The sequence below is a fragment of the Enterocloster bolteae genome (assembly GCF_002234575.2).
Lineage (GTDB): Bacteria > Bacillota > Clostridia > Lachnospirales > Lachnospiraceae > Enterocloster > Enterocloster bolteae.
The window spans coordinates 4,007,360-4,034,173 of record NZ_CP022464.2 but is presented as its reverse complement, the minus strand read 5'-3'; the positions used below and the strand labels follow the sequence as shown (position 1 = coordinate 4,034,173).

The window sequence follows — 26,814 nt, the reverse complement described above, 5'->3', positions numbered from 1 at the left end:
GATACCCGGAGGTGGTAGAATGTTAGATTTATTGATTAAGAACGGACATGTGATTGACCCGGCCAACCGGACCGATCAGGTAGGAAACATAGCGATTTATAACGGCAGAATCACCAGATATGAGGAAGGGGAGCCGGCAAGGCATGTGGTGGACGCCGCGGGAAGATATGTGTTTCCCGGACTGATTGACGCCCATGCCCATATGTTCCAGGAAGGAACGGAGATCGGCATATATCCGGATGTGGCCTATCTGCCCACAGGAGTCACGTCTGCCATAGATTTTTCGGCCGGCGTTGCCAATTATCCAATCTTCAGGTCGGCAGTGATTGCCAGGAGCAGGGTTACCATCAAGAGCTTCCTTCAGGTGTGTTCCGCAGGGCTGACCACAACCAGCTATCATGAGTGTATCAATCCGAAATTTTTCAACCCGGAAAAGATTGTCCGTATGTACCATGACAATCAGGACAATATCCTGGGGCTTAAAATACGCCAGAGTGAAGAACTGGCAGAGGGACTGGGCATTGAGCCGTTAAAGGAAACGGTCCGTATAGCCGGCATGGCAGGCTGTCCGGTGGAGGTTCACTGCACCAACATCCCGGTACCCACCAGTGAGGTGCTTAAGGTTCTGCGTCCCGGAGATATCTTTGAACATGTATACCAGGGAGTGAAGAACACGATCATTGATGAAAACGGCAAATTGTACGACTGTGTCAGGGAAGCCAGGAAACGGGGAATTATCTTTGACACGGCAGAGGGAAGGAAGCACGGTGATTTTGACGTCATGCTTAAGGCCAAGGAACAGGGATTTATTGCGGATATGTGCAGTACGGACCTGGTGTTGGGAAGTATGTTCAGACGCCCCATTTTTTCACTGCCAAACCTGATGTCCCGGTATATCTGTATGGGAATCCCCATGAGCCAGGTGGTCAGCATGGCCACAGAGCGCCCGGCCGGACTGATGAAAATGCAGGGAGAGATTGGATGCCTGTCGGAAGGGGCCAGGGCGGATGTGGCCATCTTCCGGTGGATGGATTTCAAACAGACCTATAAGGACTGGAAGGGGACTGCCTTTACCGCGGATAAACTGCTGAAACCCGAGATGACGGTAAAGGACGGGCAAATCATGTATTGTGCCCCGGATTATATTTATGAGGATTGGGTATAAGTGGATACTGTGATGGGAAACGGGATAAACAATGGGATGGACAGCGCTGTCAAATTCGGTGCAGGAAGGTATCGCCAGGGCAGGGGCGTACTGGAACACTGCGGACAGGAGATAAGGCGGTTTGGAAAAAAGGCTTACATTGTGTCCGGTCCCAGGGCTTTTGACGCTGTAAAGGACCGGCTGCTTCCCGGTCTTACAGAGGCCGGAGTGGAGTTTGTTGCTGAGATTTATGACGGTGTATGCAGTTATGAGGCGGCGGAAGCCCTCGGTAAAAAATGTCTGGACGCGGGATGCGACGAAGTGGTGGGCATTGGGGGCGGCGTCATCATGGACTTGTCAAAGGCAGTGGCCGGAAAAGCGGGAGTGGGCGTTATCAATATCCCTACCTCCATTGCCACCTGCGCCGCCTTTACAGCCATGAGCGTCATGTATACGCCCCAGGGAGCCATGAAGGACAATTGGAGATATGAATATGAAACAGATGGGGTATATGTGGACCTGGATGTGATCTCCGGGTGCCCCTGCCGCTACGCGGCGGCCGGAATACTGGACGCCATGGCAAAGAAGATAGAGATGCTTAACGGCAGGCCTGCCATGGAGCCGGATACGGCTGCCTTTGATTTATATACAGCGTACAGGATGTCTGAATTTGCCTATGATTTGCTGGAGCGGTATGGACACCAGGCCATAGAGGATATAAGGCGGGGGACGGTGACAAAGGCAGTGGAGTATGTCACCTACATCAACATTGCGGTCACAGGCATTATCTCTAACATTACAAGGAGCTTTAACCAGTCGGCCCTGGCCCATATGATATACTACGGAATCAGAACCTGTTTTACCAGGGAGGCAAGGCAGGCCCTTCACGGGGAAATAGTGGCAGTGGGATTGTTTGTCCAGCTTCACTATAATGGCCTGGGAGGGGAGATGGAGAACTTGAAGGAGTTCATGAGACATCTGGATATGCCTCTGTCCTTAAGGGAACTGGGGGTGGAGGCAACGGAGGCTAACCTTCTGATACTGGAACAGTATCTTGCTGATTCGCCGTATGTGGAGAGGACGGAAAAGGGGCTGGGGATGCTGCATGAAAGCATAAGGAAACTGTCTGAATGAAAATATAATATTTAAACGTACCGGGAAGATTCTGAACTTCCCGGTATTTTTTTTTTGTTTTCCCCTGTACATTGGAACAGCCGCCCAATAACAGCACGAAGCAGAGCATAAACCCAGGGACAATTGCCATTTTTGACTGTAAAAGTTATTTAAAATAATTTTGTAAATAAATTTTACAAAAGTTATTGACATAAAGTGTGGCGTAGTGATATAGTGTTAATAGAAAAAGGAATAAGAATAGTAAAACATACAAAATGCATAATAAATGGGAGGTCCGAAATGATAATTACAGATATCAGGATTCACGCATATTCCGCTGCCTACAAAAATCCGATTCGGAACGGCAAATATACATATCCTGCAACTGAAATCGTAATATGCGAGGTAGTAACGGATGAGGGGGTAAACGGTGTTGGATGGGTCCATGGCTCTGATATGGTGATAAAGGCAATGCTGAGTTTAAAAGACAGGGTCATAGGCCAGGATCCCTTTAACGTAGAGCGGATTTGGGAACGGATGTATCTTCCTAAAGTATATGGAAGAAAGGGGCTTGCTACTCGGGCAATCAGCGGCATCGACATAGCCCTTTGGGACATAAAAGGTAAGGTGGCGGGCAGAAGCGTTTGCCAGATGATGGGAGGATATGCCGACCGGATACCGGCTTACATAGCAGGCGGTTATTATGAAGAGGGAAAAGGATGGGATATGCTCCAGAGCGAAATGAAGGAAAACCTGAAGCGGGGAGCAAAGGCCGTAAAGATGAAAATAGGAGGCGTATCTATTAAGGAAGATTTGGAACGCGTGGACGCGGTACGGGATGCGGTTGGGCCGGATATACATTTACTGGTAGATGCGAATAATGCATATAACCGGATAGATGCTCTGAAAATGGGAAGGGAGCTGGAGCGCAGGAACATATACTGGTTTGAGGAGCCTTTATCACCGGATGATATCGAGGGCTGTGCTGAGCTTCAAAGAAAACTGGACATACCCATTGCCATTGGGGAGAATGAGTATACCAGATGGGGATTTAAACAGTTAATAGAGGCAAATGCAGCCCAGGTGCTGAATGCAGATGCCCAGGTGCTGGGCGGCATTACAGAGTGGAAGAAGGTAGCTGATTTAGCTATGTCGTCCCATGTGCTGCTGGCACCTCACGGAGACCAGGAGATACACGCACATCTGGTAGCTTCTGTTCCCAACGGCCTGATTGCGGAATATTACGACAATAATACAAACGCACTGCTAAAAGATATGTTTCCGGAACCTATCAGGCTGAACGAATTGGGGCAGATCATGGTTCCCCAGGCGCCGGGGTTAGGGGTGGAGATTGAATATGAGAGAATACGTCCATACTGTACGTATTCTTCTGATGATAAATAATAAAAAATGATGGGAGGTACAAAAATGACAAAGAAAGGGAAACGGATACTGGGGGTTATTATGGGAGCAGCCGTCATGATGGCTGCGGCAGGATGCGGACAGAGCGCTGACTCCGGTACAAAGGATGCACAAGAGGTAAAGGTATCAGAAAACAACGCGGAGAATGCAGATTCCGCCCAGGCAGAATCTGCAGAGGAAGCGACAGGAACCATTGAGATGTGGTCCATGCTGACACAGCAAGAGAGGGCCGATGAACTGCAGAAGCTGGCAGATTCTTATATGGAACAGAATCCGGGAACACAGATTAACATTACAGTCATGCCATGGAGCGGGGCCATGGACAAAATTGTATCAGCTATTATGGCAGGAAACGCACCGGATATTATGGTGACAGGAACGGGGTATCCCCAGTCCTTGGCTGGTACGGGAGGCCTGCTGGAGCTATCTGACCTTGTGGAGGAAATAGGGGGAAAGGATGCGTTTTTAAGTACATCCTTATCAGTTCAAGGTGCGTATGAGGATGGATTATATTCTGTTCCTCTTTATATCACTCCTTATGTGGCTTATTACAGGGACAGCTGGCTGAAAGAGGCCGGTATCGAGACTCTGCCCACAACCTGGGAAGAGTATTACGATATGTGTAAGGCCGTGACAGACCCATCCAAGGACAGATATGGTTTTGCCCTGCCTTTGGGAGACCTCCATGCCTGGAAAACGATTTGGAGTTTCCTGCAGGCCAATGATGTGGACCTTTTAAATGTGGATGAAAATGGTGAGTGGTATATTGACCTGGACGATGAAAGCCGGGCCGCCATGGTGGAAACCTATGACTACCTCTACAAATTAGTGAAGGACTGCGCGCCGGAGGGAACCGTGGGTTATACACAGACAAATGTCAGGGAAATGGTGGCAGGCGGTACTGTGATGAGCCGAATCGACACACCTGAAATTTACTATACACTGCAGTCCGTTGCCCCTGATGACATGGATGATGTATCTTATTTTAAAATACCCGGAAGAAAAAAGACAGGTTCCGGACAGGGATGGGTTGGATTGAGTATTTCTTCCGACGGCAATACAGGACTGGCAAAGGATTTTGTGAGATATATGTTTACAGGTGATAACATGGTTGACTTTTATCTCAGCTATCCATATGCCATGTTCCCAGCCAAGGAAGATCTCTTCCAGAACACCAAATATCAGGAAAATCTTCCTGACAATCTGAAAGAAATGGTACCGGATATGGCGCTTGATATTCTGTCAACATCCAATGGTTTAGGCATGGTCAATGGACCGTTCCCGGGCGCCGGCGAGTTTGAATCCCAGTGTATTCTGGGCAATGGCCTGATTAAGATGCTTTCAGATGGGTATAGTGCGGACCAGGCAGTGGATTATATTGTGGGCGAACTGGAGAAACTGTTATAATCATTTTGGGAGTGGATATTCTGAGCAGACACAGCAGAATATCCACTCTGTCTAAAAGGGGGTGGATACCGGATGTCTGGTAACAGGAAAAAGAAAAACAGGACGAGTACTCAGGGAACCTTGCTTTATATGCCGGCTATTCTGATTATATTTGGAATTGTGGTGTATCCGATGCTCTATGCTCTTGTAATGAGTTTTACAGGCTACAGCGTCAGAAAACCGGTCATGAACTTTGTCGGGATAGCAAACTATATAAAGATATTACAAGATGCCTCATTCTGGCAGGCAGTGGGACGGTCGCTTATCTTTACCTTTGGCTCACTTATACCGCAGGTTGTATTAGGGCTGGCCATTGCCATCCTTTTGAATCATCCGGACCTGCGTTTTAAGGGGCTGTTCAGAGGACTGGTGATAATGCCGTGGCTGGTGCCCACGGTAGCGGTTGCCATGATATTCAGGTGGATGTTTCATGACATTTACGGGATCATGAATTATATATTAATAGATCTGCATGTGTTAAAAGAACCCGTAGCGTGGATCGCCAATGAACATACAGCCATGTTTATCCTTATACTGGCCAATGTCTGGCGCGGCGTGCCTATGCTTATAACCATGTTCCTTGCGGGCCTGCAGGGGATTCCTTCTGACTTATATGAAGCGGGACAGATTGACGGGGCAAATGGCTGGAACCGGTTTTGTAAGATCACATTGCCGCTTTTGATGCCTGTTGTCATGGTATCAGGAATCCTGAGATTCATATGGACATTTAATTTCTATGATTTGCCATGGGTCATGACAGGAGGCGGACCGGCTGAGGCCACGCAGACAACTCCTATTTATGCATACAGGAGAGCGTTCAGCAGTTACAGAATGGGAGAGGGCTCTGCCATAACCATGATTCTATTTGTGATTTTAATTATATTTGCAGCAATTTATTTCATACTGAAAAAGCGGCAGGATAAGCTGTATGGCTAATGGGGGTGGACATGTGAACAGAAAAAACAGCAAGCTTCTGAAACTGATTGGAATACATATTCTGGCAGTGGCAGTGGTAATACCAATTATATTTCCCGTATACTGGCTGGTGGTTTCGGCACTGCAAAGTCCTCAGACCGTAACCAAGCTTCCGCCTTCCATCCTTCCTCAAACATATTCCCTGTATTTTGTGAAGAAGGTATTTACGGAATTTGGAATTGCCCGTTTCCTGTGGAACAGTATTTTTATTACGGTGGTTTCCACCATTCTTACACTGGCAGTTGCATGCCTGGCCGCATTCAGCTATAAGGCATATGAGTACCGGATGAAAGAGACATTCAGCAAAATGGTATTATTTGTATATATGTTTCCGCAGATCTTAATTATCATACCTATTTATCTGATGATGTCCAAGATGGGATTGATTAACACATACAAAGGGCTGATTCTGTGTTACATTGCATTTGAACTGCCTATCTGTATATGGACCATGCAGTCCTATTTTGAAACCATCCCGTCAGACCTGATTGAAGCAGCGGAGATAGATGGTCTGGCAAAAATCCAGACACTCTGGCATATATTCCTTCCTGTGGCATTGCCAGGGCTTGCGGCCAGCGGCATCATGACGTTTATCGGCATCTGGAATAACTTCCTGCTGGCCAACACGCTGTTAATTGATGAGTCAAAGAAAACATTGCCAGTGGTAATCGCGGACTTTAGTTCCAGAGACAGCATGCTGCAGGGGGATGTGCTGGCAGCCTCCATGATTGTATGCATACCTTCCTTTTTGTTTGCGCTGTTTGCCCAGAAGTATCTGGTGGGAGGTCTTACCAGCGGTTCCGTAAAAGGATAGGAGGAGTAAGGATGAAGATAACAGATGTAAGCACGCGGTTGATTGATCAATATATGTTTGTACGGGTGGATACGGATGAGGGTATATCGGGTGTGGGCGAATCCGGGGCATGGGCCTTCTTAGAAGCCTCAGAGGCAGTGGTGGAGACCTTCAAACGGTATCTGATAGGACAGAATCCTCTTTTGATAGAGCACCACTGGCAGTATATGTACCGGTGTTACCACTTTAGGGGAGCTGCCATCATGGGAGCGCTGTCAGCAATTGATATTGCCCTGTGGGACATAAAGGGCAAATATTACGGTGTCCCATGCTATGAGCTGTTGGGGGGAAAAGTACGGCATAAAGCCAGGGTCTATTATCATGTATTCGGATCCACCGGAGAAGAACTGATCCGGGGATGCAGGAATGCCAAAGCCCGCGGATTTACAGCAGTAGGGCATCTGACGCCCTTTGTGGATTCGGACCGCAGGGAAATCATGCCTCTTGAAAGCTTTGCCGCTAAAATAAGCAATGCGTCTGAACGCGTCTATCAATACAGGGAGGCGGTGGGAAATGAGGTAGACCTTTGTATTGAAATACACAGACAGTTAAATGTGCCGGAAGCAATTGCGCTGGGAAGGGAAATAGAACAGGCCAGACCCATGTTTTTTGAAGATCCGGTGAGACCTGACAATTTTGATGATATGGAAAAAGTAGCTGATAAAATACATATTCCCATCGCCACAGGTGAAAGGCTCCACACTTTAGAGGAATTTGGAATGCTTCTTTCACGTAATGCATGCCAGTACATACGCCCGGATGTGTGCCTGTGCGGCGGAATAACACAGGCCAAAAAGATTGCGGCCCTGGCGGAAGCCAGGGGAGTTCTGGTGGTGCCCCATAACCCCCTGAGTCCGGTCAGTACGGCGGCCTGCATCCAATTGGCTGCGGCCATACCAAACTTTGCGATTCAGGAATATCCGCTGGGCGAGGACAGTGCGCCTAAAAATAGGATAGTAAAATCCACTCTTACTCTGAAGGACGGCTATCTGACCGTGCCGGAGGGACCTGGAATCGGAATAGAGCTAAATGAATCGGCCATGAATGACTATCCGTACAAGCCGCGTTTATATGTGACAAAGCTGCGGGAGGACGGAGCTGTGGCAGACCAGTAAGTATATTATGAAAAGATGAAAGAGGAGGGCATAAGGGGCATGAGGCTGCCAGAGACATATACGGAATTAAGAAAGCAGACGCTGGAACAGGAAGGGATGAAATACCCAGGGAAGGCACTGGTTGCCATGGAGCTGGAACCTGGCTATGAGAGAGCTAAAAACCGGATGCTTCCCTATATTCAGGCAATAAATGAAGCCCATCTGATTATGCTGATGGAACAGGGGATTGTGGATGAAAACAGTGGAAACGTTATTCTAAAGGCTCTTGGGGAACTGGATCAGGAGTTCTATAAAAATACGGTGTATGATGGACGGTATGAAGACCTGTATTTTTATATGGAAAGCAAGCTGATAGAGGCGACAGACGGTATTGCGGGCAATCTGCATCTGGCCAGGAGCCGCAATGACATGTGCGTGACATGGTCCCACATGGCGGTGCGGGATGGCCTTTTGCAGGCCATGGAACAGTTCCTGTATCTGAAAAATGCCATTGTATTGTTTGCAGAGGAGCATAAAGACACCTTGTATGTAATTCATACCCATACACAGCATGCGCAGCCCGGATTATTGGGACATTATTTTCTCGGAGCCGCGGATATGCTGGAACGTGATTTTAAACGTCTGTGCAGAGCTTATGATGCAGTGAACCAGTCGCCCATGGGCGCTGCCGCAGTGACGACCACTGGTTTTCCTGTTTCCAGAGAACGGGTGGCAGAGCTGGCTGGTTTTTCAGGCATGATTGAGAATGCATACGATGCCATTGGAAACAGCGACTATTTGACGCAGACAGCCAGTGCGTTGGGATTGTGTGCTTTGGATATGGGCAGGATTGTTACGGATTTGCTTCTCTGGGCAACACAGGAAATGAATATGATTCATGTGGCGGACGGCTACATTTCCATAAGCTCCATTATGCCTCAGAAAAGAAATCCCATTGCATTGGAACATCTGCGGTCCTCTCTGTCTGTTCTGAAGGGAATGGCGGATACGGTACTGACCGGGTTTCTGAAAAGCCCGTACGGGGATATTTCTGATTATGAAGACATCGAGGATAGTGTATTTGGCTGCCTGGAGCTGTTCCAAAAAAATGTGCAGTTGTTCCGCGCAGTTATCAGTACGCTGGAGGTAAACAAAGAATTGCTTGAGAGCAGGGCCTATGAAAGTTTTTCCGTGGTTACTGATATTGCCGACCAAATGTACCGCTCTTATAAGATACCATTCAGGAAGGCCCATTCCTTTGTTAGTTTTCTTGTTAAAAAGGCGGGAACCATGGATTACAATTTAAAAAATATATCTGAAGAATTCTTTTCTTCTGCCTATCATGAGTTCTTTGGAGAGCCTTTTGCTTTTGATTTTACGCCCATCTCCCAGTGTATCAATCCCTGGCATTTTGTAAAATGCAGAGAGGTCAGAGGAGGAACCGGTGATAAGGCCATGAAGTCCATGATTGACAGGGCAAAAAAAGAGGTTGAGGCAAACCTGTTATGGATACAGGAGCACAAAAAGCAGCTGCGTGAGGCCGCGGAGACGAGAAAACAGGTGATTCAAAAGAAGCTGGACAAATTCTGATAATGATATTGGGCAGCCGTTTTATACAGAGGAAACGGCTGCCTTTTATCTATTGACACTGGAAGCAGGGGCAAGATATAATGATGATGGTAATACGGAAAAATGTAAAAAGCATTGGGCCGTTACAGGAGGGGGAATATGAAGGGGAATAATCTCAGTGATGTGAAGAAAGCCAACAGGCAGGTGGTATACGAATGTATCTGGTCCCATAAGGCAGTCACCATGACAGATATAGCATATATGACCCATCTCAGCCGTCCGACCGTAACCAGCCTGGTACAGGAAATGACAGCGGACAACCTGGTGGTTAAAAGCGGTTACGGCACATCCAACGGCGGCAGAAATCCCGTGCTTTACCACGCAAATGCTGGTGCGGCCTATGCCATGGGAATCGACCTGGAGTTTCCGAAAGTGCGTATGGCCATCAGCAATCTGGAATGTGAGAATATCTGCTTTTCCGTCCGTGTCTATCCCAGGGACTCAGATAAAGACCAGATGATACGTCTGCTGAAACAGCAGATGGATGACTTGATTCAGGATTCAGGTATTGACAGAAGCCGGCTTTTAGGGGTTGGAATGGGGATTCCGGGAGTGATTGACTATAAACAGAACCATTCGGTGCTGTTTGAACGGATCGAGGGATGGGAGAACGTACCCATTGGAGATATCATACAGAGATATGTGGGTAAGCCGGTCTATATATGCAATGATGTAAACCTTCTTTCCTGGGCGGAGAGAAAAGCGGCCCATCTTGAGGATGTACAGAATATGCTCTATATTGTTATCCGTTCAGGGATAGGCATGGCCATCTGGACAGACGGCAGCCTGATGCAGGGGGAGATGGGAAATTCAGGCCGTATCGGCCATATGACGGTTGATAAAAATGGACTGGAATGCAAATGCGGCAGCCGCGGGTGCCTGGGACTCTATACAAGCGAGAAGGCAATGATGCGGATATATAGCGAGCTTACAGGGAAAGAGATAAAGCAGGCAGGAGATTTGGTGCCTTTGGCAGAGAGCGGGGACAAGGCAGCCCTGCAGGTTTTTGAGACCTGCGGCAGGTATCTGGGTATCGGAATCGTGAATGTGGCCAATTTATTCGATATATCCGAAGTGGTGGTCTCTGCGTCCTTTGACGTTTCATATATTCTCAGGAATGCGCAGTACGCGCTGGATGTCAGGAAGATGAACACCATACGCAGAGAGGTGAAAATCAGAGAAGGATTATTGGCAGAAAGCGGGTTCGGCCTGGGTGGATGCCTTCTGGTCCTGGATAAAGAACACATGAGTCTTCTGGAGGGATAAATCCCTTTGAAGGCTCATTTTTTGACAGGCACCGGATGGCTCTATCCGGCTGCCCGCAGTTGTTTTTTACGCCACCAATTCAATTACATTTCCCTCCGGGTCAAAAACGCTGCTGCTGTAATGCTCCACCCCATAAAACCCCGGCTCACAGATAACATCATAACCTTCCATTATCAGCTGGCCGGTGAGTTCGTTGACACGTTTCCTGCTGCCAACCGTGAAGGTCAGACATACCGCATAGGAGGGGCGGGCCTGCATGGCAGGGGATATGGAGGATGGAGCGGAGGATATGAGTGCTGAGGCAAAAGATACGGAAGATAAGGCATCACAAATAACAGGCCGTTCCGGTATGAGCCTGATTTTCACTCCGCCCTCAAAGGACAGGTTGTACACGGTCCCGCCGAATGTGCTGTCTGCCAGGCCGGTATCCGCTTCCTGGCCATCTTTGCCGGCAGGGCGCGGCTCATCCGCGACCGCACCTAAATATTTCACATAAAAATCCTTCATTCTCTCCGGTTTTGCAGTATGGATGGCAATATAAGTTAACTTCATCTCCATAATCACTCCTTTGAAACAGAATCTCTTGCATATGTCCTTTTTTTTCATTATAATGGAGCTATAGAAAAATTTGTAATAATATAGCGGCTAAAAATAACAAAATCCTGTCTTGGGCTGGAGGAGACTTTAGATGCAGTTAAACTATCTGGAAGTAAATGGAAATTTGGAGGAAGTAACCTGCCACGGCACGCCTGCATTTCCCATGGAGGTGTATCTGGATGATCTGGATTTGTACCCGAACCGCAGTATCCCATGGCATTGGCATAAGGAATTGGAATTGGTCTACGTGCTGAGAGGCGCCATCGAGTTTCAGACCGGGGTCCGTTCTTACGTGCTTTCCAGCGGGCAGGGCGGGCTTCTGCCTCCTAATATGCTGCACATGGTCGCTCCCTATCACCATCAGCGCGGCAGCGCCTACTGCGCCGTGCTGGCGGACCCTTATCTGCTTCACGGCCTTTCGGGCGGATTGGTAGAGGCGCAGTGCGCCTCCTTTATTACAGGGGCCGATGTGGATTTTTTTCTGTTGGACAATACATGTCCATGGCATAAGGAGGCATTGTCCTGCATTCATGACATGTATCTGTGCGACTGCAGACGGCCTCCGGGGTATCTGTGGCGTCTCCAGATTCTGCTTCAGCAGACAGGACTTACGCTGTACGAAAACATGGACTTAAAACGGGAAAAGCACACTTCCTATTCCGATGTCCCATACAGGCGGGTCCGTTCCTGCCTTACGTTTATCCACCAGGAGTATGCCAGGAAGATACGGCTGGAGGATATTGCCAGGGCAGCCAGTGTCAGCACAAGTGAATGCTGCAGGGATTTTAAGGAGATACTGGGCCAGTCCCCGGTGGATTATCTTATTACCTACCGGGTGCGCATGGGAGAGTATCTGCTGACCCACACGGGTAAGAGCATTCTTGAAATTGCGCTGGCAGCCGGGTTTTCGGGAAGCAGCCATTTTTCCAATACATTTACCAGGTACATGGGATGCACGCCTCTTCATTACAGGAAGAGAGATGGAGTATAGGATGAAACTGATAAGCCTGTTTGCCGCACTTGCGGCTGTGATCGGATTGTTCGCCAATGCCGGACGGAAATTGTTCCAGTGGCTGGGGCCTCTTTTTCCGTGTATAGGACCATTGCCCTATGGAATTGCCTACGGTCTGGCTGTTACCGGGATTCTGGGCGCTTTTATTGTGAGCCGTGTTCCCGGAAACGGCATATTTGCGCCTGTTTTTTATGTCTGCCACTATCTTCTGGGGTTTATTGTCTACATGGTAATGCTGGTTAATCTGGCAGGATTGTTTCTGTTCCTGGCGGGACTGCTTCGTCTCTTGCCGGCGCCGCTGTCATGCAGGGCCGGCGTTGCCGCGGGAGCCATACCGCTGCTTCTTTCGGCGGCCCTTTCTGTGTATGGGGCAGTCCATGGCGCTGTGATACAGATAAAACCCTATGAAATCCAGATTGGGGGCCAGACACAAGAGAAGGCGCCTCTTCGGATTGCCCTAATCAGCGACCTGCATCTGGGGTATGTCATAGGAGAACATCACCTTGAAAAGGTCATTAACGCGGTAAACTCCACAAAGCCGGATTTGGTCTGTATTGCCGGAGATATATTTGACGGCGATGCCACGGCCCTGGCTGATGCCGGGACTCTTAAGGAACTGTTTTTGAAAATAGAATCGGTTTACGGTGTTTATGCCTGCCTCGGAAACCATGATGCCGGCCCCAGCTATGACCGGATGACGGAATTCCTCTCAGAGGCAGGTGTCCGGGTACTGCAGGACGAGGCCGTTGTGATAGACAGCCGTTTTGTACTGGCAGGAAGAAAGGACTCATTTCCTATCGGCGGGCAGGGAGAGCGGCGGGGGAGCCTGGAACTGCCTGAAAGGACAGAGGATCTGCCTGTGATTGTGATGGACCATCAGCCGGGAAATATCCGGGACTATGGGGAAGAGACAGACCTGATTCTCTGCGGGCATACCCATAAGGGACAGATGTTCCCCTTTAATCTGATTACGGATGCGGTTTTTGATGTGGATTATGGATATTACCGGGCATCCGTTGATTCGCCCCAGGTTATCGTCACCTCAGGCGCAGGAACCTGGGGGCCTCCCCAGCGGGTTGCCACGGACAATGAAGTGGCGGAGATACTGGTGATGCTTCCTGTAAGACAGTAAGGGCAGCTGAAGAAGGCATAAAGATACAAATAAGGACACATTCTTTGGCGAACCACGTTCTTGTTTTCAGACGGTATTTCTGTATGATGATAGATGATGGGCTGTTTTTCAGACTACAGACAGAGATTAATACAGACAGGGATTAATACAAACAGGGATTAATACAAACAGACATTAATACAAACAGAGAGGGATACAAGATGAAAATAGGCGTACGCGCACACGATTACGGTAAACACAGTATAGAAGGGCTGGCATCCCTGCTGCGTGAAGAAGGCTATGATGGGGCCCAGCTGGCGCTTCCCAAGGTATTTGAGGAGATTGACAGCTATGAGGATATCCGGCTGTCCCACATTGAGCGAATCAGAAGGGCATTTGAGAAGAACCGGGTGGAGATTCCGGTGATGGGATGCTACATGGACCTGGGCAATCCCGACCGCAGTGTAAGGGAGTATGCGGTGGAGACTTTGAAAAACTGCCTGCTTTACGCAAAGGAAATGGGAGCCGGCGTGGTGGGAACCGAGACAGCATATCCACGTTTGAGCAGGGAGGAAAGGGCTGCCTGGTGTCCGTACATGATGGACAGCCTTATGCGGGTTATGGAGGAGGCGCAGCGCATTGACATGAAGCTGGCAATCGAACCCGTGTACTGGCATCCTCTTGCGGACCTGGAGACCACGCTTAAGACAATCCGGATGGTGGATGACCCGGAGCACCTGCGGCTGATATTCGATGCCTCCAATCTGTTGGAATTCCCGGAGACCACGGATCAGGATGCTTACTGGAACCAGTGGCTTGCGTCCGTCGGGACGTATATTGACGTGATGCATATAAAAGACTACAGTCTGGGGAAAGACCGCGCATACCAGCCAAAACAGCTGGGGGAAGGCATCCTGCGGTATGCAGAAATCAGCCGCTGGCTTCATGAAAACAAACCGGACATGTATCTGCTCCGGGAGGAGATGAATCCTGCATCAGCCGGAGCAGATATTGCTTTTATGAGGCGGATGTAGAGGAAAACCGTGATTTCAACGGAAAATTACATCCGCCGCCCTTCTGGGAGCTGTTCTTTTATATGTAATATCAGGATAGCCCAGAAGGGCGCAGGCCTCTATCTTTTTTTCTCCCACTCCCAGCCAGTCTAAAACCTGGGGATTCATTTCAGCTGCCCTTCTCAGATAGCCGTTATAGAGGAATCCAAGCCCCAGTGAGACACCCATCAGTTCCATGTTCTGGGCAGCCAGCCCTGCGTCTATATTTGCCTCAGAAGCGATGAACAGGACGGCAGGCGCGTTGCGGAAGAGATAGTCCTGTTTTGAATCAGCCATATGGGCCTCATAAAAGCCCCGGTATGCCTGGGCCGGCCCCGGAGCAGGGCTGTCCAGAATACGGCCGATTCCGTCCCAGATAAGAGTTTTTAAGATTTCCAGCTCCTTCTGGACAAAGATAAAGCGGCAGTCCTGCATATTCTTGGCTGTGGCTGTATACCGTCCGGCCTGCAACAGCATATCCAGGTCCCCGGAGCTGACAGGCTTCTGTTTGAACCTTCGCACGCTGCGCCGGTATTTGATTGCCTTGAGAAGCCGGTCTGAATCCAGTCCGGCCTGTTCCTGACTCAGCTCCTCCACGTCTCCCATATCATATTCCGGTATGGACACGGCGTTTAAAGGACAGACAGCAACACAGTGGCCGCAGAGGATACAGTTTCCGGACACCTCTGCTTTTCCTTCCCTCAGAAACAGGTTGTTTGCGATACAATCACTCATACACTGCCCGCAGCCGGTGCAGGCGTTTCTGTTTATTTCTACCATATGTATCTCCTCCTTTGATTCTTTGTCCGACATACTAAATATTATAACCCAGGGAAAATGACACTGCAACACCGGTTCCTGAAACCAGCTGTCCAATTCCTGGCCCATGCGGGAGCTTATTGTGTTTTTTTCTTCTCTGTGCTATGCTCAATGAGAAGAAAAACAAGGAGGCAGTGGAAGAAATGAAATGTCCTTATTGCAATCAAGAGATGGAAGCAGGATTCCTCACATCAGACGCCCGCTGCATTGCATGGAGAAGGGAGCGCCATGAGCCCGGTCTGGTTTCCCGTAATGACAGGAACAGCGGCGTACAGTTAGCCAGAAAGACACTGGGGGCAGCGGTAGTGGAAAACGCCTATTGCTGCGCAGCATGCAGGAAAATCGTGATAGATTATTCCTTATAGCATCTCGATGAAGGCAGCCATCCTTGTGTTCAGCTGGCCCACGTCGGCCTGGGAATAGTCTGTCTCCACAACGGTATAGGGAAGTCCCTTCTTCTCCTTCACCAGCCTGCGCACCAGGGAGGTTTCCACATTGTAGGTGTGGCATGCCTGCAGAACCAAATCCACCACGCCGTCCACATGGAAATCGTCAATAAGCCTGTCTAACAGCTCCATACGCCTGGGGTTGGGGGACATACAGGAACAGCCGATGTTCAGGTATTTCCTGGCCAGGGCGTCATATACATCAGGGTTATCCTCATCAATGGGGTCTAAGGGCTTCATGCCGGAGCAGTTTTCAAAGCAGACCACCACGCCGCCGTTATCCTCAATGGCGCGCACTACCTTGAGGGCGGCACCGCCGGAGGGAGAACCGGTCACCAGGATTCTGGCCCTCTTTCCAATATTCCTGCCCTGGGCGTATTCAGCCTCAATCTTATCCGTGATGGCATTCACTTCTTCTGCCAGTGTATCAATTTTCATTTTAAATCCCGTGCCGTAAACAATGTTGACGATATCCAGTCCAAGAGCCGGTGCCGGGTCCAGGGCCATCACATACTGAAGGCGGTTAAGGGCCGCAAGAATCTGGTTTCTGTTATGTATCTGGCAGCGGATGGCATCCTCAGTGATGACAGTGCCGAATTTCTTCTCCAGCACCTCCTTAAACCGTATCAGTTCCTGGCGGTAAAGTCCTATTCCGGCTTCTGTCTGGCAGTTGGGTAGTTCAATGACATGGACCGGCTTGAATTCAGCCAGCATCTCGTACATTTTCTTTTTTCCGTCGCAGGTCGTCTCGCCTACAATCAGATCAGAGAAATAAAAGAAAGGACATTTGTCTGTCTTGGCAAAGCCGTAGCTGGATTTGATGAGGGGACAGAGGTTTCTGGGCAGATCCTTTTCAGCGTCAGGTATGGTTTCATCAGTCACAGAACAGAGTCCCACAACAGAGGCACCCATGGCGTGAGGGATTTCCCTTGGAAGATAGGTACAAAAGACACCGACCACAGGTATGCCTTCCTCCTTTAATTCTTTTATGGCAAGAAACGAATTTTTCCTTGCATCTGCAAATTCTTCAAATATTTCGGGCAGTTCTTTCTTCAACTCCATATCAGTTTCGGCTCCTTTTCTTTAGTTTTCCATATCCCAGTACGGCTGCTCCTACGGCCCCGGTATACTGAGAGAGCGGGTGAGTGGTTATATGGGAGGTATTCATATATTCTCCCAGCACGGATCGCATAATCTCTGACTGTGCCAGACCTCCCGAGAAGAAAATATGGGGATGTCCGCCTGTCAGACGCTGGGCAAAGATGGCGGTCCTGTGGCAGATGGAGTGGACGCATCCAAGTACAATGTCGCCGGGAGGCGTCTCCTGGGCCATCAGTCCTACTATCTCGCTTTCCGCAAAGACAGCGCACATGCTGTTGATAGGCACGGGACGGCAGCCCTGCACGAAGTCGTCCAGATGTGAGATGTCGCTTCCTACCCGGGCCATAATCATTTCCATGAAGCGCCCGGTGCCGGCCGCGCATTTGTCGTTCATTAAAAAATCATTTACCTGCCCATGGCTGTCAAGGGTAATGACCTTGCAGTCCTGTCCCCCGATATCAATGACAGTATCACAACCAGGGGCCAGATAGGAAGCGCCCGCACCATGACAGGTGATTTCCGTGATTTTGGCGTCCGCCTCCTTTAAAAGTTCACGGCCATACCCGGTGCTCACCACGAACCCGGTTTCCTCCGTGTAAAGCCGGTCGTAAATGTCCCTCAGAATCTGGCCCGGCCGCATGGAGGTGGGAAGCATGTGGCATCCTACCACATTTATTCCGTCGAACAGGACCCCTTTGGTCATGGTTGAGCCTGAATCAATCCCTAAACTAAACATATAAACTCCCTTGTTTTTTCGCTTTTATACCTATTTGAGTATAAATAGCTGAGAAAAAATAGTCCAATTGATATTCTGAATGAGTTTTGATTTGAGATTGAAAATATATATAGGGAAATTGAATGTCATTTGGATTGAAGGGATGGATTGCCTTTCAATTGCCCCGCTATTTGGTAAATATTGTTGATTAAAGATTTTGCTTATGCTACAATTAAATAATATACATTTGGTAAAAGCTGATGTTCCGCGGGGAGGAAATCATATGTACCGATGCAGGATGAAGATAGCGATTTTCAGCAAGGATACCATGCTCTCTGAGCTGGTCCGTTCTCTCGAACCATTGGAGCATTTTACACATGAAATCACAGTGGCGCCTGAGGCAAATCAGGAAATTATGAGGGAGAGCAGGCTTCTCATATGGAATCTGGACGACTCTGTGCCGCCCTCTAAGCTGCGCTCCCAGTGTGCAGCGGAAGCCTCGCTCATATTCTGCGGCAGCCGCCAGCGCATAGGCGCGCTGCCTCCGGAAGAATTTGGGGCTGCGGATGAGTTTTGGGAGACGCCCCTTGTCAGGGATTATATTAAGGTACGCCTGAAACGCATGATGGAACAGATTAAGCTGGGCTACGATTATTACATGACCCGGACCTACCTGGATACGGCCATAGACAGTATACCGGACATGCTCTGGTTTAAGACACTGGACGGGATTCACGTCAAGGTGAATAAGGCGTTCTGCTCTGTGGTGGGAAAGACCAGGGAGGATGTGACGGGGCGGAACCACTGCTATATATGGGGGGTATCCCCGGATGATTATGAAAATGGGGAGGCCTCATGCCGGGAGTCGGAGGATGCGGTTATAAAGGAGCGGCGTACCCTGCAGTTTACGGAGTCTGTCAAGGCATCCCACGGCATGCGCCAGCTGCGCACCTATAAGTCCCCTATAGTGGACAGGGACGGTGTCACGGTTCTTGGAACTGTGGGTATCGGCCATGATGTGACGGACCTGGTAAACATGAGCGCTGAGATAGAAATTTTGCTGCAGAGTATGCCCTATGCCATCCTTTTGTGGGATAACAACGGGAAGATACTTAATGCCAACAGAAAATTTGAGGAGTATTTTAAGCTTCCCAAAGAAGCAGTAATCGGGCAGGACTATGATGCGTGGATAACAGGGGCCTTCGAGGAACAGCGCACCATTAACAGCGAAGGATACATGGAAGCGCGTGTATCCCGGAGGGATGGGTCAGGTAAGATGCTGGAGATTCACGAAAATTCCGTCTATGATGTATTCAATCATGTGGCCGGTAAGCTTTGCATTTTCAGGGATGTGACAGTGGAGCGGGATCTGGAGAAACAAATCCGCCACAGCTCTAATACAGATTTCCTTACAGGACTTTATAACCGCAGATGTTTTTACCAGTACATACATAACAACCGTGGCGGCAGGACGGTCAGCCTGATGTACATTGACCTGGACCGGTTTAAGGAAGTCAATGACACATATGGCCATAAGGTGGGAGATGCCGTGCTGGTGCATACGGCGGATGTACTCAGACGATTGTTCCGGGACGACTTCGTGGCCCGGCTGGGCGGGGACGAATTCCTGGTGGTCCGTCTGGGAAAGTGCAGCATGGACCAGATGGAGCAGGAGGCAGAGGCCTTTTTGAAAGAAATGAGGACAGCGTTTCTGGCAGCGGAACAGACCGTTTCTTTGTCAGCCAGCGTGGGAATCGCTCAGAGCAGCGATTCCATGGTGGACATTGATGCGCTTCTCCAGCGCAGTGACCAGGCCCTTTACCAGGCAAAGAAGGCCGGCCGGTCCAGATACTGCGTATACAGATAAAAGGGGATTAGGACATGATATCACAAAAACAAATTCTGATTGTGGAAGATAATGAAATTAACCGTATGCTGCTGGGAGAGATACTTTCTGCGGACTATCAGGTCGTGGAGGCTGAAAACGGTCTGGAGGCCCTGTCCGTCCTAAAGGAGCGCGGGGATGTGATTTCACTGATTCTGCTGGACATAACCATGCCTGTTATGGATGGATATACCTTTCTTTCCATTGTGAAAAAAGACCCTGTGTTTTCTTCTATTCCGGTTATCGTAACCACCCAGAGCGACAGCGAATCGGACGAGGTGGCTGCCCTTTCCCACGGTGCTTCGGATTTTGTTGCTAAACCCTACAAGCCACAAATCATCCTGCACAGAGTGGCAAGCATCATTAATCTGCGTGAAAATGCAGCCATGGTCAACCAGTTAAAATATGACCGGCTGACCGGGCTTTACAGTAAGGAATTTTTCTTCCAGAAGGTGAAGGAGGAACTGGCCCGGCATCCGGAACGGGAATACGATATCATTTGTTCTGATATTGAGAATTTTAAATTAGTCAATGATGTATTCGGTCTTCCGGCGGGAGACAGGCTGCTGCGGGAGGTGGCTGATTTTTACCAGTCCCAGGTAGGGGACAAGGGGATATGCGGTCATTTTAACGGAGACCAGTTTGCCATACTGATGGAGCGCAGGTGTAAGTATACCGATGAGATGTTCATGGAGGCAACGGCACGGGTCAATGCCCTTCCCAATGCAAAAAATGTGCTGGTGAAATGGGGCATTTATTCCATTGAGGACCGCACTATTCCGGTGGACCAGATGTGCGACAGGGCTCTTCTGGCTGCCTGCGGCATCAAGGGGCAGTACGGAAAATATTTTGCCATATATGATGACCGGCTGCGCAGCAGGCTGCTGCGGGAACAGGCTATAACGGAATGCATGGAATCTGCACTGAGAGAGGGGCAGTTTGAAATTTATCTCCAACCCAAATACAGCGTAAAGGAGGAACGGCTTTCTGGGGCGGAATCCCTGATACGGTGGAATCATCCTGAATGGGGCCTTCAGTCGCCGGGACAGTTCATTCCTCTTTTTGAACAGAATGGTTTCATCACCCAGCTGGACCAGTATGTGTGGGACCAGACATGCGCCATCCTGCAAAGGTGGGAGCAAATGGGATATCCATGTATACCTGTTTCCGTCAATGTGTCCAGGGCGGATATTTATAACGTGGATCTTCCTGAAATTTTGACAGAGACAGTCCAAAAATACGGGCTTCCCCCATCCCGGCTCCATCTGGAAATAACAGAAAGCGCGTATACGGAAAACCCGTCTCAGATCATTGAGGTGGCGGGGCGGCTGCGGGAATTGGGCTTTATCATAGAGATGGACGATTTCGGCAGCGGTTATTCCTCCCTGAACATGCTCAATAAGATGCCCATTGACATTCTGAAGCTGGATATGAAGTTTATCCAGAATGAAACGGAAAAGCAGGCCAGCCAGGGAATCCTTCGTTTTACCATGGGTCTTGCCCGTTGGATGGATCTGAGTGTGGTGGCGGAAGGCGTGGAGACCAGGGAGCAGTTTGAACAGCTGAGGGAAATCGGCTGTGATTATGTTCAGGGATATTATTTTGCCAAACCCATGCCCTGCGGGGAGTTTGAGAAGCTGATAAGGGAACAGCCGGAGGAGGCTGCCATGGAATCGTCTATGGAGGATGTTTCTTTTCACGGAAAACAGCGGCCTGTACTTCTGATTGCGGACGAGGATGATGCCTATTGCAGGCAGGTGCGCAGGATATTTGAGTCCCGGTATCAGATTGTGGAGGCATCGGACGGAGAGAAGGCCCTTGCCTGCATTGCCAGCTATGAGAATAAGATTGGGGCAGCTATCATCAGCCTTACCCTGTCAGAACCGGATGGATTTCAGATATTGGAAATGCTTCGGAGGGAACGGGCAGTATGGAATATACCTGTCATAGCCACTTCATGGGACGGAAGCCAGGAGGAACAGGCTTTGGATATGGAGGCAGATGAATTCCTGCGCAAGCCGCATACTGCAGCCGTCCTGGAAAGGCGTGCCGTGAGGGCCATGAGGTCGGCGGCCTCCAGGGAACGGGAGCGCATGCTTGAAGGGGAAGCCTGTCAGGATTATCTGACCGGACTGTTAAACCGCAGAGGCCTGGAGGCTGCCGCGGATGCTCTGGACGGGAAAGATATGCCGTTGGCTGTGTATCTCTTTGATTTGGATAACTTAAAACACATCAATGATACATTTGGCCATATGAGGGGAGACCAGACCATATCGGCTTTTGCAGAACTGCTGAGGGAACAGACAAGGGAAAGCGATATACTTTCCAGGTTTGGCGGTGACGAATTCGTGGTTATTATGAAACAGATGAAATCAGGGGAAAGCGCTGTCAAAAAAGGGGAGGACATATGCAGGAGCATCTGTGAGTATCCCTTTGCCGACAATGTCCGGGCCTGTTGTTCTGCCGGTGTCGTCATTTGGGACACCAGGAAACCTCTGCCGGCCATACTGGAGTATGCGGACCAGGCCCTGTATCGTGCCAAGGCTGAAAATAAGGGCGGCTGCTGTATGTGGGAAGACGGGTATGAATATCCATAAAATAAGGCGGCCGTGTGCTTTGCCCATAAATATATTATAGTAGGATTTACGGCAATTGGTAATAAGAGTGAATTCATGTTTATGCCTAAGAGGGTTCCGGGTGAATTATCCGGAGCCCTTTCCGGACTGCGGGTGAGAATGTGACCCACAAACTGCAGGGCAGCCGTAAAAGCGGCCTGAATTATTTGGAGATAATCCGATATAAGGCTTCTATCCCCGCATTTAATAACCTTTCCTTTTCTAATCTTGCTTCTTTAAAAATAATCCGATCAACAAGTGCTGTAATGAAATCTACTATTACAACGGATACAGCCTCTAAATCTTCATACGGCAGCTCGCTTTGATACCGCCTAATATATTCATATGTTGCCATCTGCACTTTTTCCGACTGTGAATCTTTTATCGCCTTAACTTCTGGTTTTGCAAAATAAAGTACGTTTAATTCCCGTAAGAAATCCTTTTCTGCTTCATGTAACTGAATCAGAGTATTTACGAGGTCATAAAGCCATTTTTTCGGTTCCTTTAAATAAAGCTGCGCACTTGATTCAGGGCGCAGCTTTTCAAACACATTTGAAAAGTGGTATTGGTTGCTGCGCTCCAACAATTCTGTGAGTATAGCGTCTTTATCAGGGAAATAAGAGTATAGACTTCCAATAGATATACCGGCGGTTTTCGCAATTTCATTTGTAGTTGTATTGTAATAGCCGTTCTCACAGAACAATGACTTTGAAACCTCAAGTATAGTTTCTTTCATCTGGATACTTCTCTTTTGCTGCGGACGACGTACAGATTTTTTGTTTTCCATTTTATCAACTCCTGATTACTATTTTAGTATAGGAGGATGGGTTTGTCAATAAAAGTGAGTTAAAACTCACATAATCATTGACAAACGACAAATACGAGCATATACTCAGATTATAAACGCGAGTAAAAACTCATGTAAAGATTGAATTGGAGGAGTCCGCTTATGGAAGTAGCAGAAAAAATCAAAACACAACCAATCCCAAAACTGATTTGGGCATTATCAGCACCGGCTGTGCTCTCGTTGTTGTTGAATGCACTAAACACAGCTATAGACGGTATATTCGTAGCTAAAAGCGCAGGGATAACGGCCTTGTCGGCGGTAACAGTATCATTTGGTGTTATTCTCATTATTCAGGCGCTGTCGCTTCTGATTGCAGCAGGGGCATCTGCCTCCATTTCTCTTAAAATGGGAAAATCCGATAAACAGGGCGCGGAGAAAATTATTGGAAGCGCTTGTATGCTTTCAATCCTGTTTTCAGCGGCCATTACAATCATCGGGTTGCTGACAATTAAGCCATTGCTTTCCCTATACGGAGCAAACGCTGATAACATGGTGTATGCTAAAGAATATATCACAGTTATACTAAGTGGTTCCTTTTTCTTTGTCACCGCCCAATCAATGAACAACTGTGTGAAAGGTATGGGATATGCCAAAAGAGCTTTTTTGAACTCTCTATCCAGTGTAGTTACAAACACAATTTTAGACGCTGTTTTTATATTTGTTTTTAAGTGGGGTGTTTTTGGAGCAGCTTTATCAACGGTCATTGGTAACTGTGTTTGTATGCTTTTGGCAATGCAGTTTTTATGCTCTAAAAAGTCCGCAGGGAATCTAAAGCCAAGTAATATAAATCTAAGTGCCAGCAAAAAAATTATGTCGACAGGTGCTCCTGCTTCTATTACTCAGTTCGCATTAAGCCTGGTTTCTCTGACATTTAATCATGTTGCTGCATTTTATGGGGGAAACGTAGGGGTTGCAGCCTATGGAATCATGTATAACACAACCATGTTAGTCTATATGCCGATTATTGGATTAGGCCAGGGAATACAGCCTATCTTTGGATTTAATTATAGCGCGGGGAATTATACGCGGGTAAGGAGCACACTAAAATACTCTATAACCTGTGCCACTATTTTTGCAGCAGGAATGTTTTTGGTGATAGAGCTATTTAGCAGTCAAATCATAAGCACCTTTGGCGGGGCCGGTAACAAGGCGCTCATGGATATGGCTGTGCCGGGTATCCGCATTTTTACTCTGCTGCTTCCTGCTGTGGGATTTCAGATGATAAGTGCAAATTATTTTCAGTATATTGGTAAAGTAAAACAGTCTGTTGTTCTAAGTGCGCTTCGGCAGTTATTACTGCTGATACCGTTTGCAATCCTATTACCGACAGTTTTTGAGGTCACAGGAATATGGATAGCAACGCCCACAGCAGATTTTATTTCCCTGATTGTGACTGCAATTTTTGTTCGGCAGGAAGTCTGCGTAATTCATTCGCAGGAACTAGGCGTAAATCTGGTGAACTAAACAATAGTCTATTTTTTAGGTTATATTAAGTAAATTGTAAGATTACCGGGCTGTATATATGATAATATGGAGATATACAACGGGAAAGAGAGGTGTGGATTTATGTACATGGATTCCTTTTTCTGGGGAGGCGGCTTTGAAATCATGTTTACACTGGTATTTGTGCTCATCATAGGAATATTTGTGGTTACGGCGGTAAAGGGACTGAGCCAGTGGAACAAGAACAATCATTGCCCCAGGCTGTCGGTAACAGCTTCCGTGGTCTCCAAAAGGACCAATGTCAGCCGCCACAGCCATCCCAATGCAGGGGACGCCACAGGAGCCCATGGTTTCCATTCCACTACATCCACCAGCTATTACGCGACGTTCCAGGTGGAGAGCGGTGACCGGATGGAGCTCTCCGTGACAGGGACTGAATATGGGCTGCTGGCAGAGGGGGACCGGGGAAAACTGACCTTCCAGGGAACGCGCTATCTGGGATTTGAGCGGCTGGGGAATGTAGAGCCGGTTTGATCTATACTTGCTGCGCATGCACGTTCCTGAATATTTTTGTCTTATTATACTCCTGGGTTGTAAGCATTTCCAGGGAATGATAAAATGAGAGAGGAAACGAAACAATATAAGCCAGAACAAAGAGAAAACAGGCCAAAAAAGAGAAGCAGGCAGGAGCAGGTAATGCAGGGGAATCAAGTTATATACGGGCAGGAACAGAATAGTCAAAGACAGAATGCTGAACAGAATAGTTTCAAACAGGATAACAGAGAGAAGGAAGTCATGGAGGTTTCCCTTCAGGCGGGGCATCTGCTCCTGGAGAATGGAGCTGAGATTTCCCGGGTGGAGGAAACCATCGAACGGATATGCCGCTATTACGGCGTCTGTTCCGGCAATGCATTTGTGCTCACTAACGGTATCTTCGTCACAGTGGGGAGCAGGAATGAGCCTGATTTTGCCAAGGTGGAGCACATTCCGGTGAGCGGGACTCATCTGGACCGTGTGGCGGCTGTGAACCAGCTCTCCAGGGAGATAGAGGCAGGCATGTATACGGTCAGAGAGGTGGCTGAAAGGCTGGAATGTATAAAGAGCATGCCGGGAAAGCCTAAATACATGCAGGTGCTGGCATCCGGTTGCGGCAGCGCTGCCTTCTGCTATCTGTTCGGGGGCAGTATATGGGACAGCTCTGTGGCGCTTATGACCGGTATCATTTTGTACATCTACGTGCTTTATGTCAGCGCCCCCCATCTGTCGAAAATAGTGGGAAACATAAGCGGGGGTGCCCTGGTGACGATCCTGTGCAGCACCATGTATCTGGCCGGAATGGGACAGCATCTGAATTACATGGTAATCGGATCCATTATGCCCCTTATACCCGGAGTGCCCTTTACCAATGCCATACGGGAAATCGCGGACAGTGATTACATTTCCGGATCAGTGCGGATGATGGATGCGCTGCTGATATTTTTCTGTATAGCCATTGGCGTGGGCGTGGGATTTTCACTGGCAGGATGGGTGACGGGAGGTACATTGTTATGATACCACAGGTCTGTGCAGCCATGATGGGCACCATTGCATTTTCACTGCTCTTTGGAGTGCCGAGAAAATATTATATCTGGTGCGGCCTGATAGGAGGAGCCGGGTGGGCTGTATATGTGCTGGCTTCCGGTTATGTCAGCGGGGCAGGCGCCTCCTTTGCCGCCACAGTGGTGGTCATATTCCTGTCCAGGGCAGCCGCAGTGGTAAACCGTTGTCCTGTCACTATTTTTCTCATATCAGGCATATTTCCCCTGGTGCCTGGAGCAGGAATTTACTGGACCGTCTATTACCTGGTGACGGAACAGCTGGGGCTGGCTGTGTATACGGGGTATGAGGCTGTGAAGGCCGCGGTGGCCATTGTGCTGGGGATTGTATTTGTGTTTGAGCTGCCCCAGGGTGTGTTCCGGTGGATGGCGAAAGCATTCGTTAAAATTCCATAAAGTCCGCCCCGCTGCGGGCGCTTTCACACATGGATCCCTTCTGGAAGCGGTATGTTTTAACTATCACTTGTTTGTGTGGGAATTTGAACGCTTGGAGTATATAGACGGCCCTTCGGAGAAAAAAGTAGTTGATGTTGCCGGCACTTTGCCGTATTATGATGGTATAGCACTCTGCGTGGCCGCGGACGATGAGACAGATGCCGTAAACAGGGAGGAGCCTACGGTTTAACGGTGAAAA

General features: G+C 48.7%; 24 protein-coding genes. 19 read left to right on the top strand and 5 right to left on the bottom strand.

Annotated elements, in window-relative coordinates; all coding sequences use genetic code 11:
• The first annotated feature begins 19 nt into the window (after nt 1-19).
• From CGC65_RS18795 to CGC65_RS18755, 9 genes are all read left to right on the top strand, one after another.
• On the top strand, nt 20-1,165 hold the full coding sequence (locus CGC65_RS18795; protein ID WP_002564931.1) for an amidohydrolase family protein: 1,146 nt from the start codon (nt 20-22) through the stop codon (nt 1,163-1,165).
• Nucleotides 1,166-1,177: 12 nt separating this feature from the next.
• Nucleotides 1,178-2,278, top strand: coding sequence for an iron-containing alcohol dehydrogenase family protein (locus tag CGC65_RS18790; protein WP_002564930.1), 1,101 nt, complete (start codon nt 1,178-1,180; stop codon nt 2,276-2,278).
• Nucleotides 2,279-2,557: 279 nt separating this feature from the next.
• Nucleotides 2,558-3,661, top strand: a complete 1,104-nt coding sequence (locus CGC65_RS18785; protein ID WP_002564929.1) for a mandelate racemase/muconate lactonizing enzyme family protein — start codon at nt 2,558-2,560, stop codon at nt 3,659-3,661.
• Between the two features lie 24 nt (nt 3,662-3,685).
• Entirely contained in the window at nt 3,686-5,086 is a 1,401-nt protein-coding gene (locus tag CGC65_RS18780; protein ID WP_002564928.1) for an ABC transporter substrate-binding protein, read from the top strand.
• A gap of 72 nt (nt 5,087-5,158) precedes the next feature.
• Nucleotides 5,159-6,061 (top strand): carbohydrate ABC transporter permease, encoded by a 903-nt coding sequence (locus CGC65_RS18775; RefSeq protein WP_002564927.1) that lies wholly within the window; start codon nt 5,159-5,161, stop codon nt 6,059-6,061.
• A 13-nt stretch (nt 6,062-6,074) separates the two neighbouring features.
• Complete coding sequence (locus CGC65_RS18770; protein ID WP_227124364.1) at nt 6,075-6,914, top strand: carbohydrate ABC transporter permease; 840 nt, start codon at nt 6,075-6,077, stop codon at nt 6,912-6,914.
• 11 nt (nt 6,915-6,925) lie between these two features.
• Nucleotides 6,926-8,068, top strand: coding sequence for a galactonate dehydratase (gene dgoD / locus CGC65_RS18765; RefSeq protein WP_002564925.1), 1,143 nt, complete (start codon nt 6,926-6,928; stop codon nt 8,066-8,068).
• A gap of 39 nt (nt 8,069-8,107) precedes the next feature.
• Complete coding sequence (argH, locus tag CGC65_RS18760) at nt 8,108-9,637, top strand: argininosuccinate lyase (protein ID WP_002564924.1); 1,530 nt, start codon at nt 8,108-8,110, stop codon at nt 9,635-9,637.
• A gap of 138 nt (nt 9,638-9,775) precedes the next feature.
• Nucleotides 9,776-10,942: an ROK family transcriptional regulator gene (locus tag CGC65_RS18755; RefSeq protein WP_002564923.1), complete on the top strand. Its 1,167-nt coding sequence runs from the start codon at nt 9,776-9,778 to the stop codon at nt 10,940-10,942.
• Nucleotides 10,943-11,008: 66 nt separating this feature from the next.
• Here the strand turns inward: CGC65_RS18755 and CGC65_RS18750 are convergent, their stop codons facing one another.
• On the bottom strand, nt 11,009-11,500 hold the full coding sequence (locus CGC65_RS18750) for a VOC family protein (RefSeq protein WP_002564922.1): 492 nt from the start codon (nt 11,498-11,500) through the stop codon (nt 11,009-11,011).
• Nucleotides 11,501-11,630: 130 nt separating this feature from the next.
• Between CGC65_RS18750 and CGC65_RS18745 the strand changes: the two genes are divergently transcribed.
• The 3 genes from CGC65_RS18745 (at nt 11,631) to CGC65_RS18735 (ending at nt 14,696) form a co-directional block, all read left to right on the top strand.
• A complete protein-coding gene (locus tag CGC65_RS18745) occupies nt 11,631-12,530 on the top strand; it encodes an AraC family transcriptional regulator (protein ID WP_002564921.1) in 900 nt (299 codons plus the stop codon).
• A gap of 1 nt (nt 12,531) precedes the next feature.
• Nucleotides 12,532-13,683: a metallophosphoesterase gene (locus CGC65_RS18740; RefSeq protein ID WP_002564920.1), complete on the top strand. Its 1,152-nt coding sequence runs from the start codon at nt 12,532-12,534 to the stop codon at nt 13,681-13,683.
• A gap of 200 nt (nt 13,684-13,883) precedes the next feature.
• Nucleotides 13,884-14,696, top strand: coding sequence for a sugar phosphate isomerase/epimerase family protein (locus tag CGC65_RS18735; RefSeq protein WP_002564919.1), 813 nt, complete (start codon nt 13,884-13,886; stop codon nt 14,694-14,696).
• Nucleotides 14,697-14,711: 15 nt separating this feature from the next.
• Here CGC65_RS18735 and CGC65_RS18730 read toward each other — a convergent pair whose 3' ends face one another.
• Nucleotides 14,712-15,494: a nitroreductase family protein gene (locus CGC65_RS18730; protein WP_002564918.1), complete on the bottom strand. Its 783-nt coding sequence runs from the start codon at nt 15,492-15,494 to the stop codon at nt 14,712-14,714.
• Nucleotides 15,495-15,676: 182 nt separating this feature from the next.
• On the opposite strand from CGC65_RS18730, the gene CGC65_RS18725 reads away from it, so the two are divergent.
• A complete protein-coding gene (locus tag CGC65_RS18725) occupies nt 15,677-15,898 on the top strand; it encodes a PF20097 family protein (RefSeq protein WP_002564917.1) in 222 nt (73 codons plus the stop codon).
• Here CGC65_RS18725 and CGC65_RS18720 read toward each other — a convergent pair.
• Together CGC65_RS18720 and CGC65_RS18715 are read right to left on the bottom strand one after the other, a co-directional pair.
• The gene (locus CGC65_RS18720; protein WP_002564916.1) at nt 15,893-17,041 is read right to left on the bottom strand and encodes a double-cubane-cluster-containing anaerobic reductase; all 1,149 of its coding nucleotides are present in this window, start codon (nt 17,039-17,041) and stop codon (nt 15,893-15,895) included. The genes CGC65_RS18725 and CGC65_RS18720 overlap by 6 nt on opposite strands.
• A 1-nt stretch (nt 17,042) precedes the next feature.
• Nucleotides 17,043-17,816 (bottom strand): acyl-CoA dehydratase activase, encoded by a 774-nt coding sequence (locus tag CGC65_RS18715; protein ID WP_002564915.1) that lies wholly within the window; start codon nt 17,814-17,816, stop codon nt 17,043-17,045.
• Between the two features lie 262 nt (nt 17,817-18,078).
• Between CGC65_RS18715 and CGC65_RS18710 the strand changes: the two genes are divergently transcribed.
• On the top strand, nt 18,079-19,662 hold the full coding sequence (locus CGC65_RS18710; protein WP_002564914.1) for a sensor domain-containing diguanylate cyclase: 1,584 nt from the start codon (nt 18,079-18,081) through the stop codon (nt 19,660-19,662).
• Between the two features lie 14 nt (nt 19,663-19,676).
• Nucleotides 19,677-22,277 (top strand): EAL domain-containing protein, encoded by a 2,601-nt coding sequence (locus CGC65_RS18705; protein ID WP_002564913.1) that lies wholly within the window; start codon nt 19,677-19,679, stop codon nt 22,275-22,277.
• Between the two features lie 181 nt (nt 22,278-22,458).
• Here CGC65_RS18705 and CGC65_RS18700 read toward each other — a convergent pair whose 3' ends face one another.
• Nucleotides 22,459-23,082 (bottom strand): TetR/AcrR family transcriptional regulator, encoded by a 624-nt coding sequence (locus CGC65_RS18700; protein WP_002564912.1) that lies wholly within the window; start codon nt 23,080-23,082, stop codon nt 22,459-22,461.
• 162 nt (nt 23,083-23,244) lie between these two features.
• Here CGC65_RS18700 and CGC65_RS18695 point away from each other — a divergent pair, with 162 nt between their 5' ends.
• The 4 genes from CGC65_RS18695 (at nt 23,245) to CGC65_RS18680 (ending at nt 26,576) form a co-directional block, all read left to right on the top strand.
• On the top strand, nt 23,245-24,606 hold the full coding sequence (locus CGC65_RS18695; RefSeq protein WP_002564911.1) for an MATE family efflux transporter: 1,362 nt from the start codon (nt 23,245-23,247) through the stop codon (nt 24,604-24,606).
• 102 nt (nt 24,607-24,708) lie between these two features.
• The gene (locus CGC65_RS18690; protein WP_002564910.1) at nt 24,709-25,119 is read left to right on the top strand and encodes a DUF2500 domain-containing protein; all 411 of its coding nucleotides are present in this window, start codon (nt 24,709-24,711) and stop codon (nt 25,117-25,119) included.
• 162 nt (nt 25,120-25,281) lie between these two features.
• A complete protein-coding gene (locus CGC65_RS18685) occupies nt 25,282-26,136 on the top strand; it encodes a threonine/serine exporter family protein (protein WP_002564909.1) in 855 nt (284 codons plus the stop codon).
• Nucleotides 26,133-26,576 (top strand): threonine/serine exporter family protein, encoded by a 444-nt coding sequence (locus CGC65_RS18680; protein WP_002564908.1) that lies wholly within the window; start codon nt 26,133-26,135, stop codon nt 26,574-26,576. The genes CGC65_RS18685 and CGC65_RS18680 overlap by 4 nt, the downstream gene beginning before the upstream one ends.
• Nucleotides 26,577-26,814 lie beyond the last annotated feature (238 nt).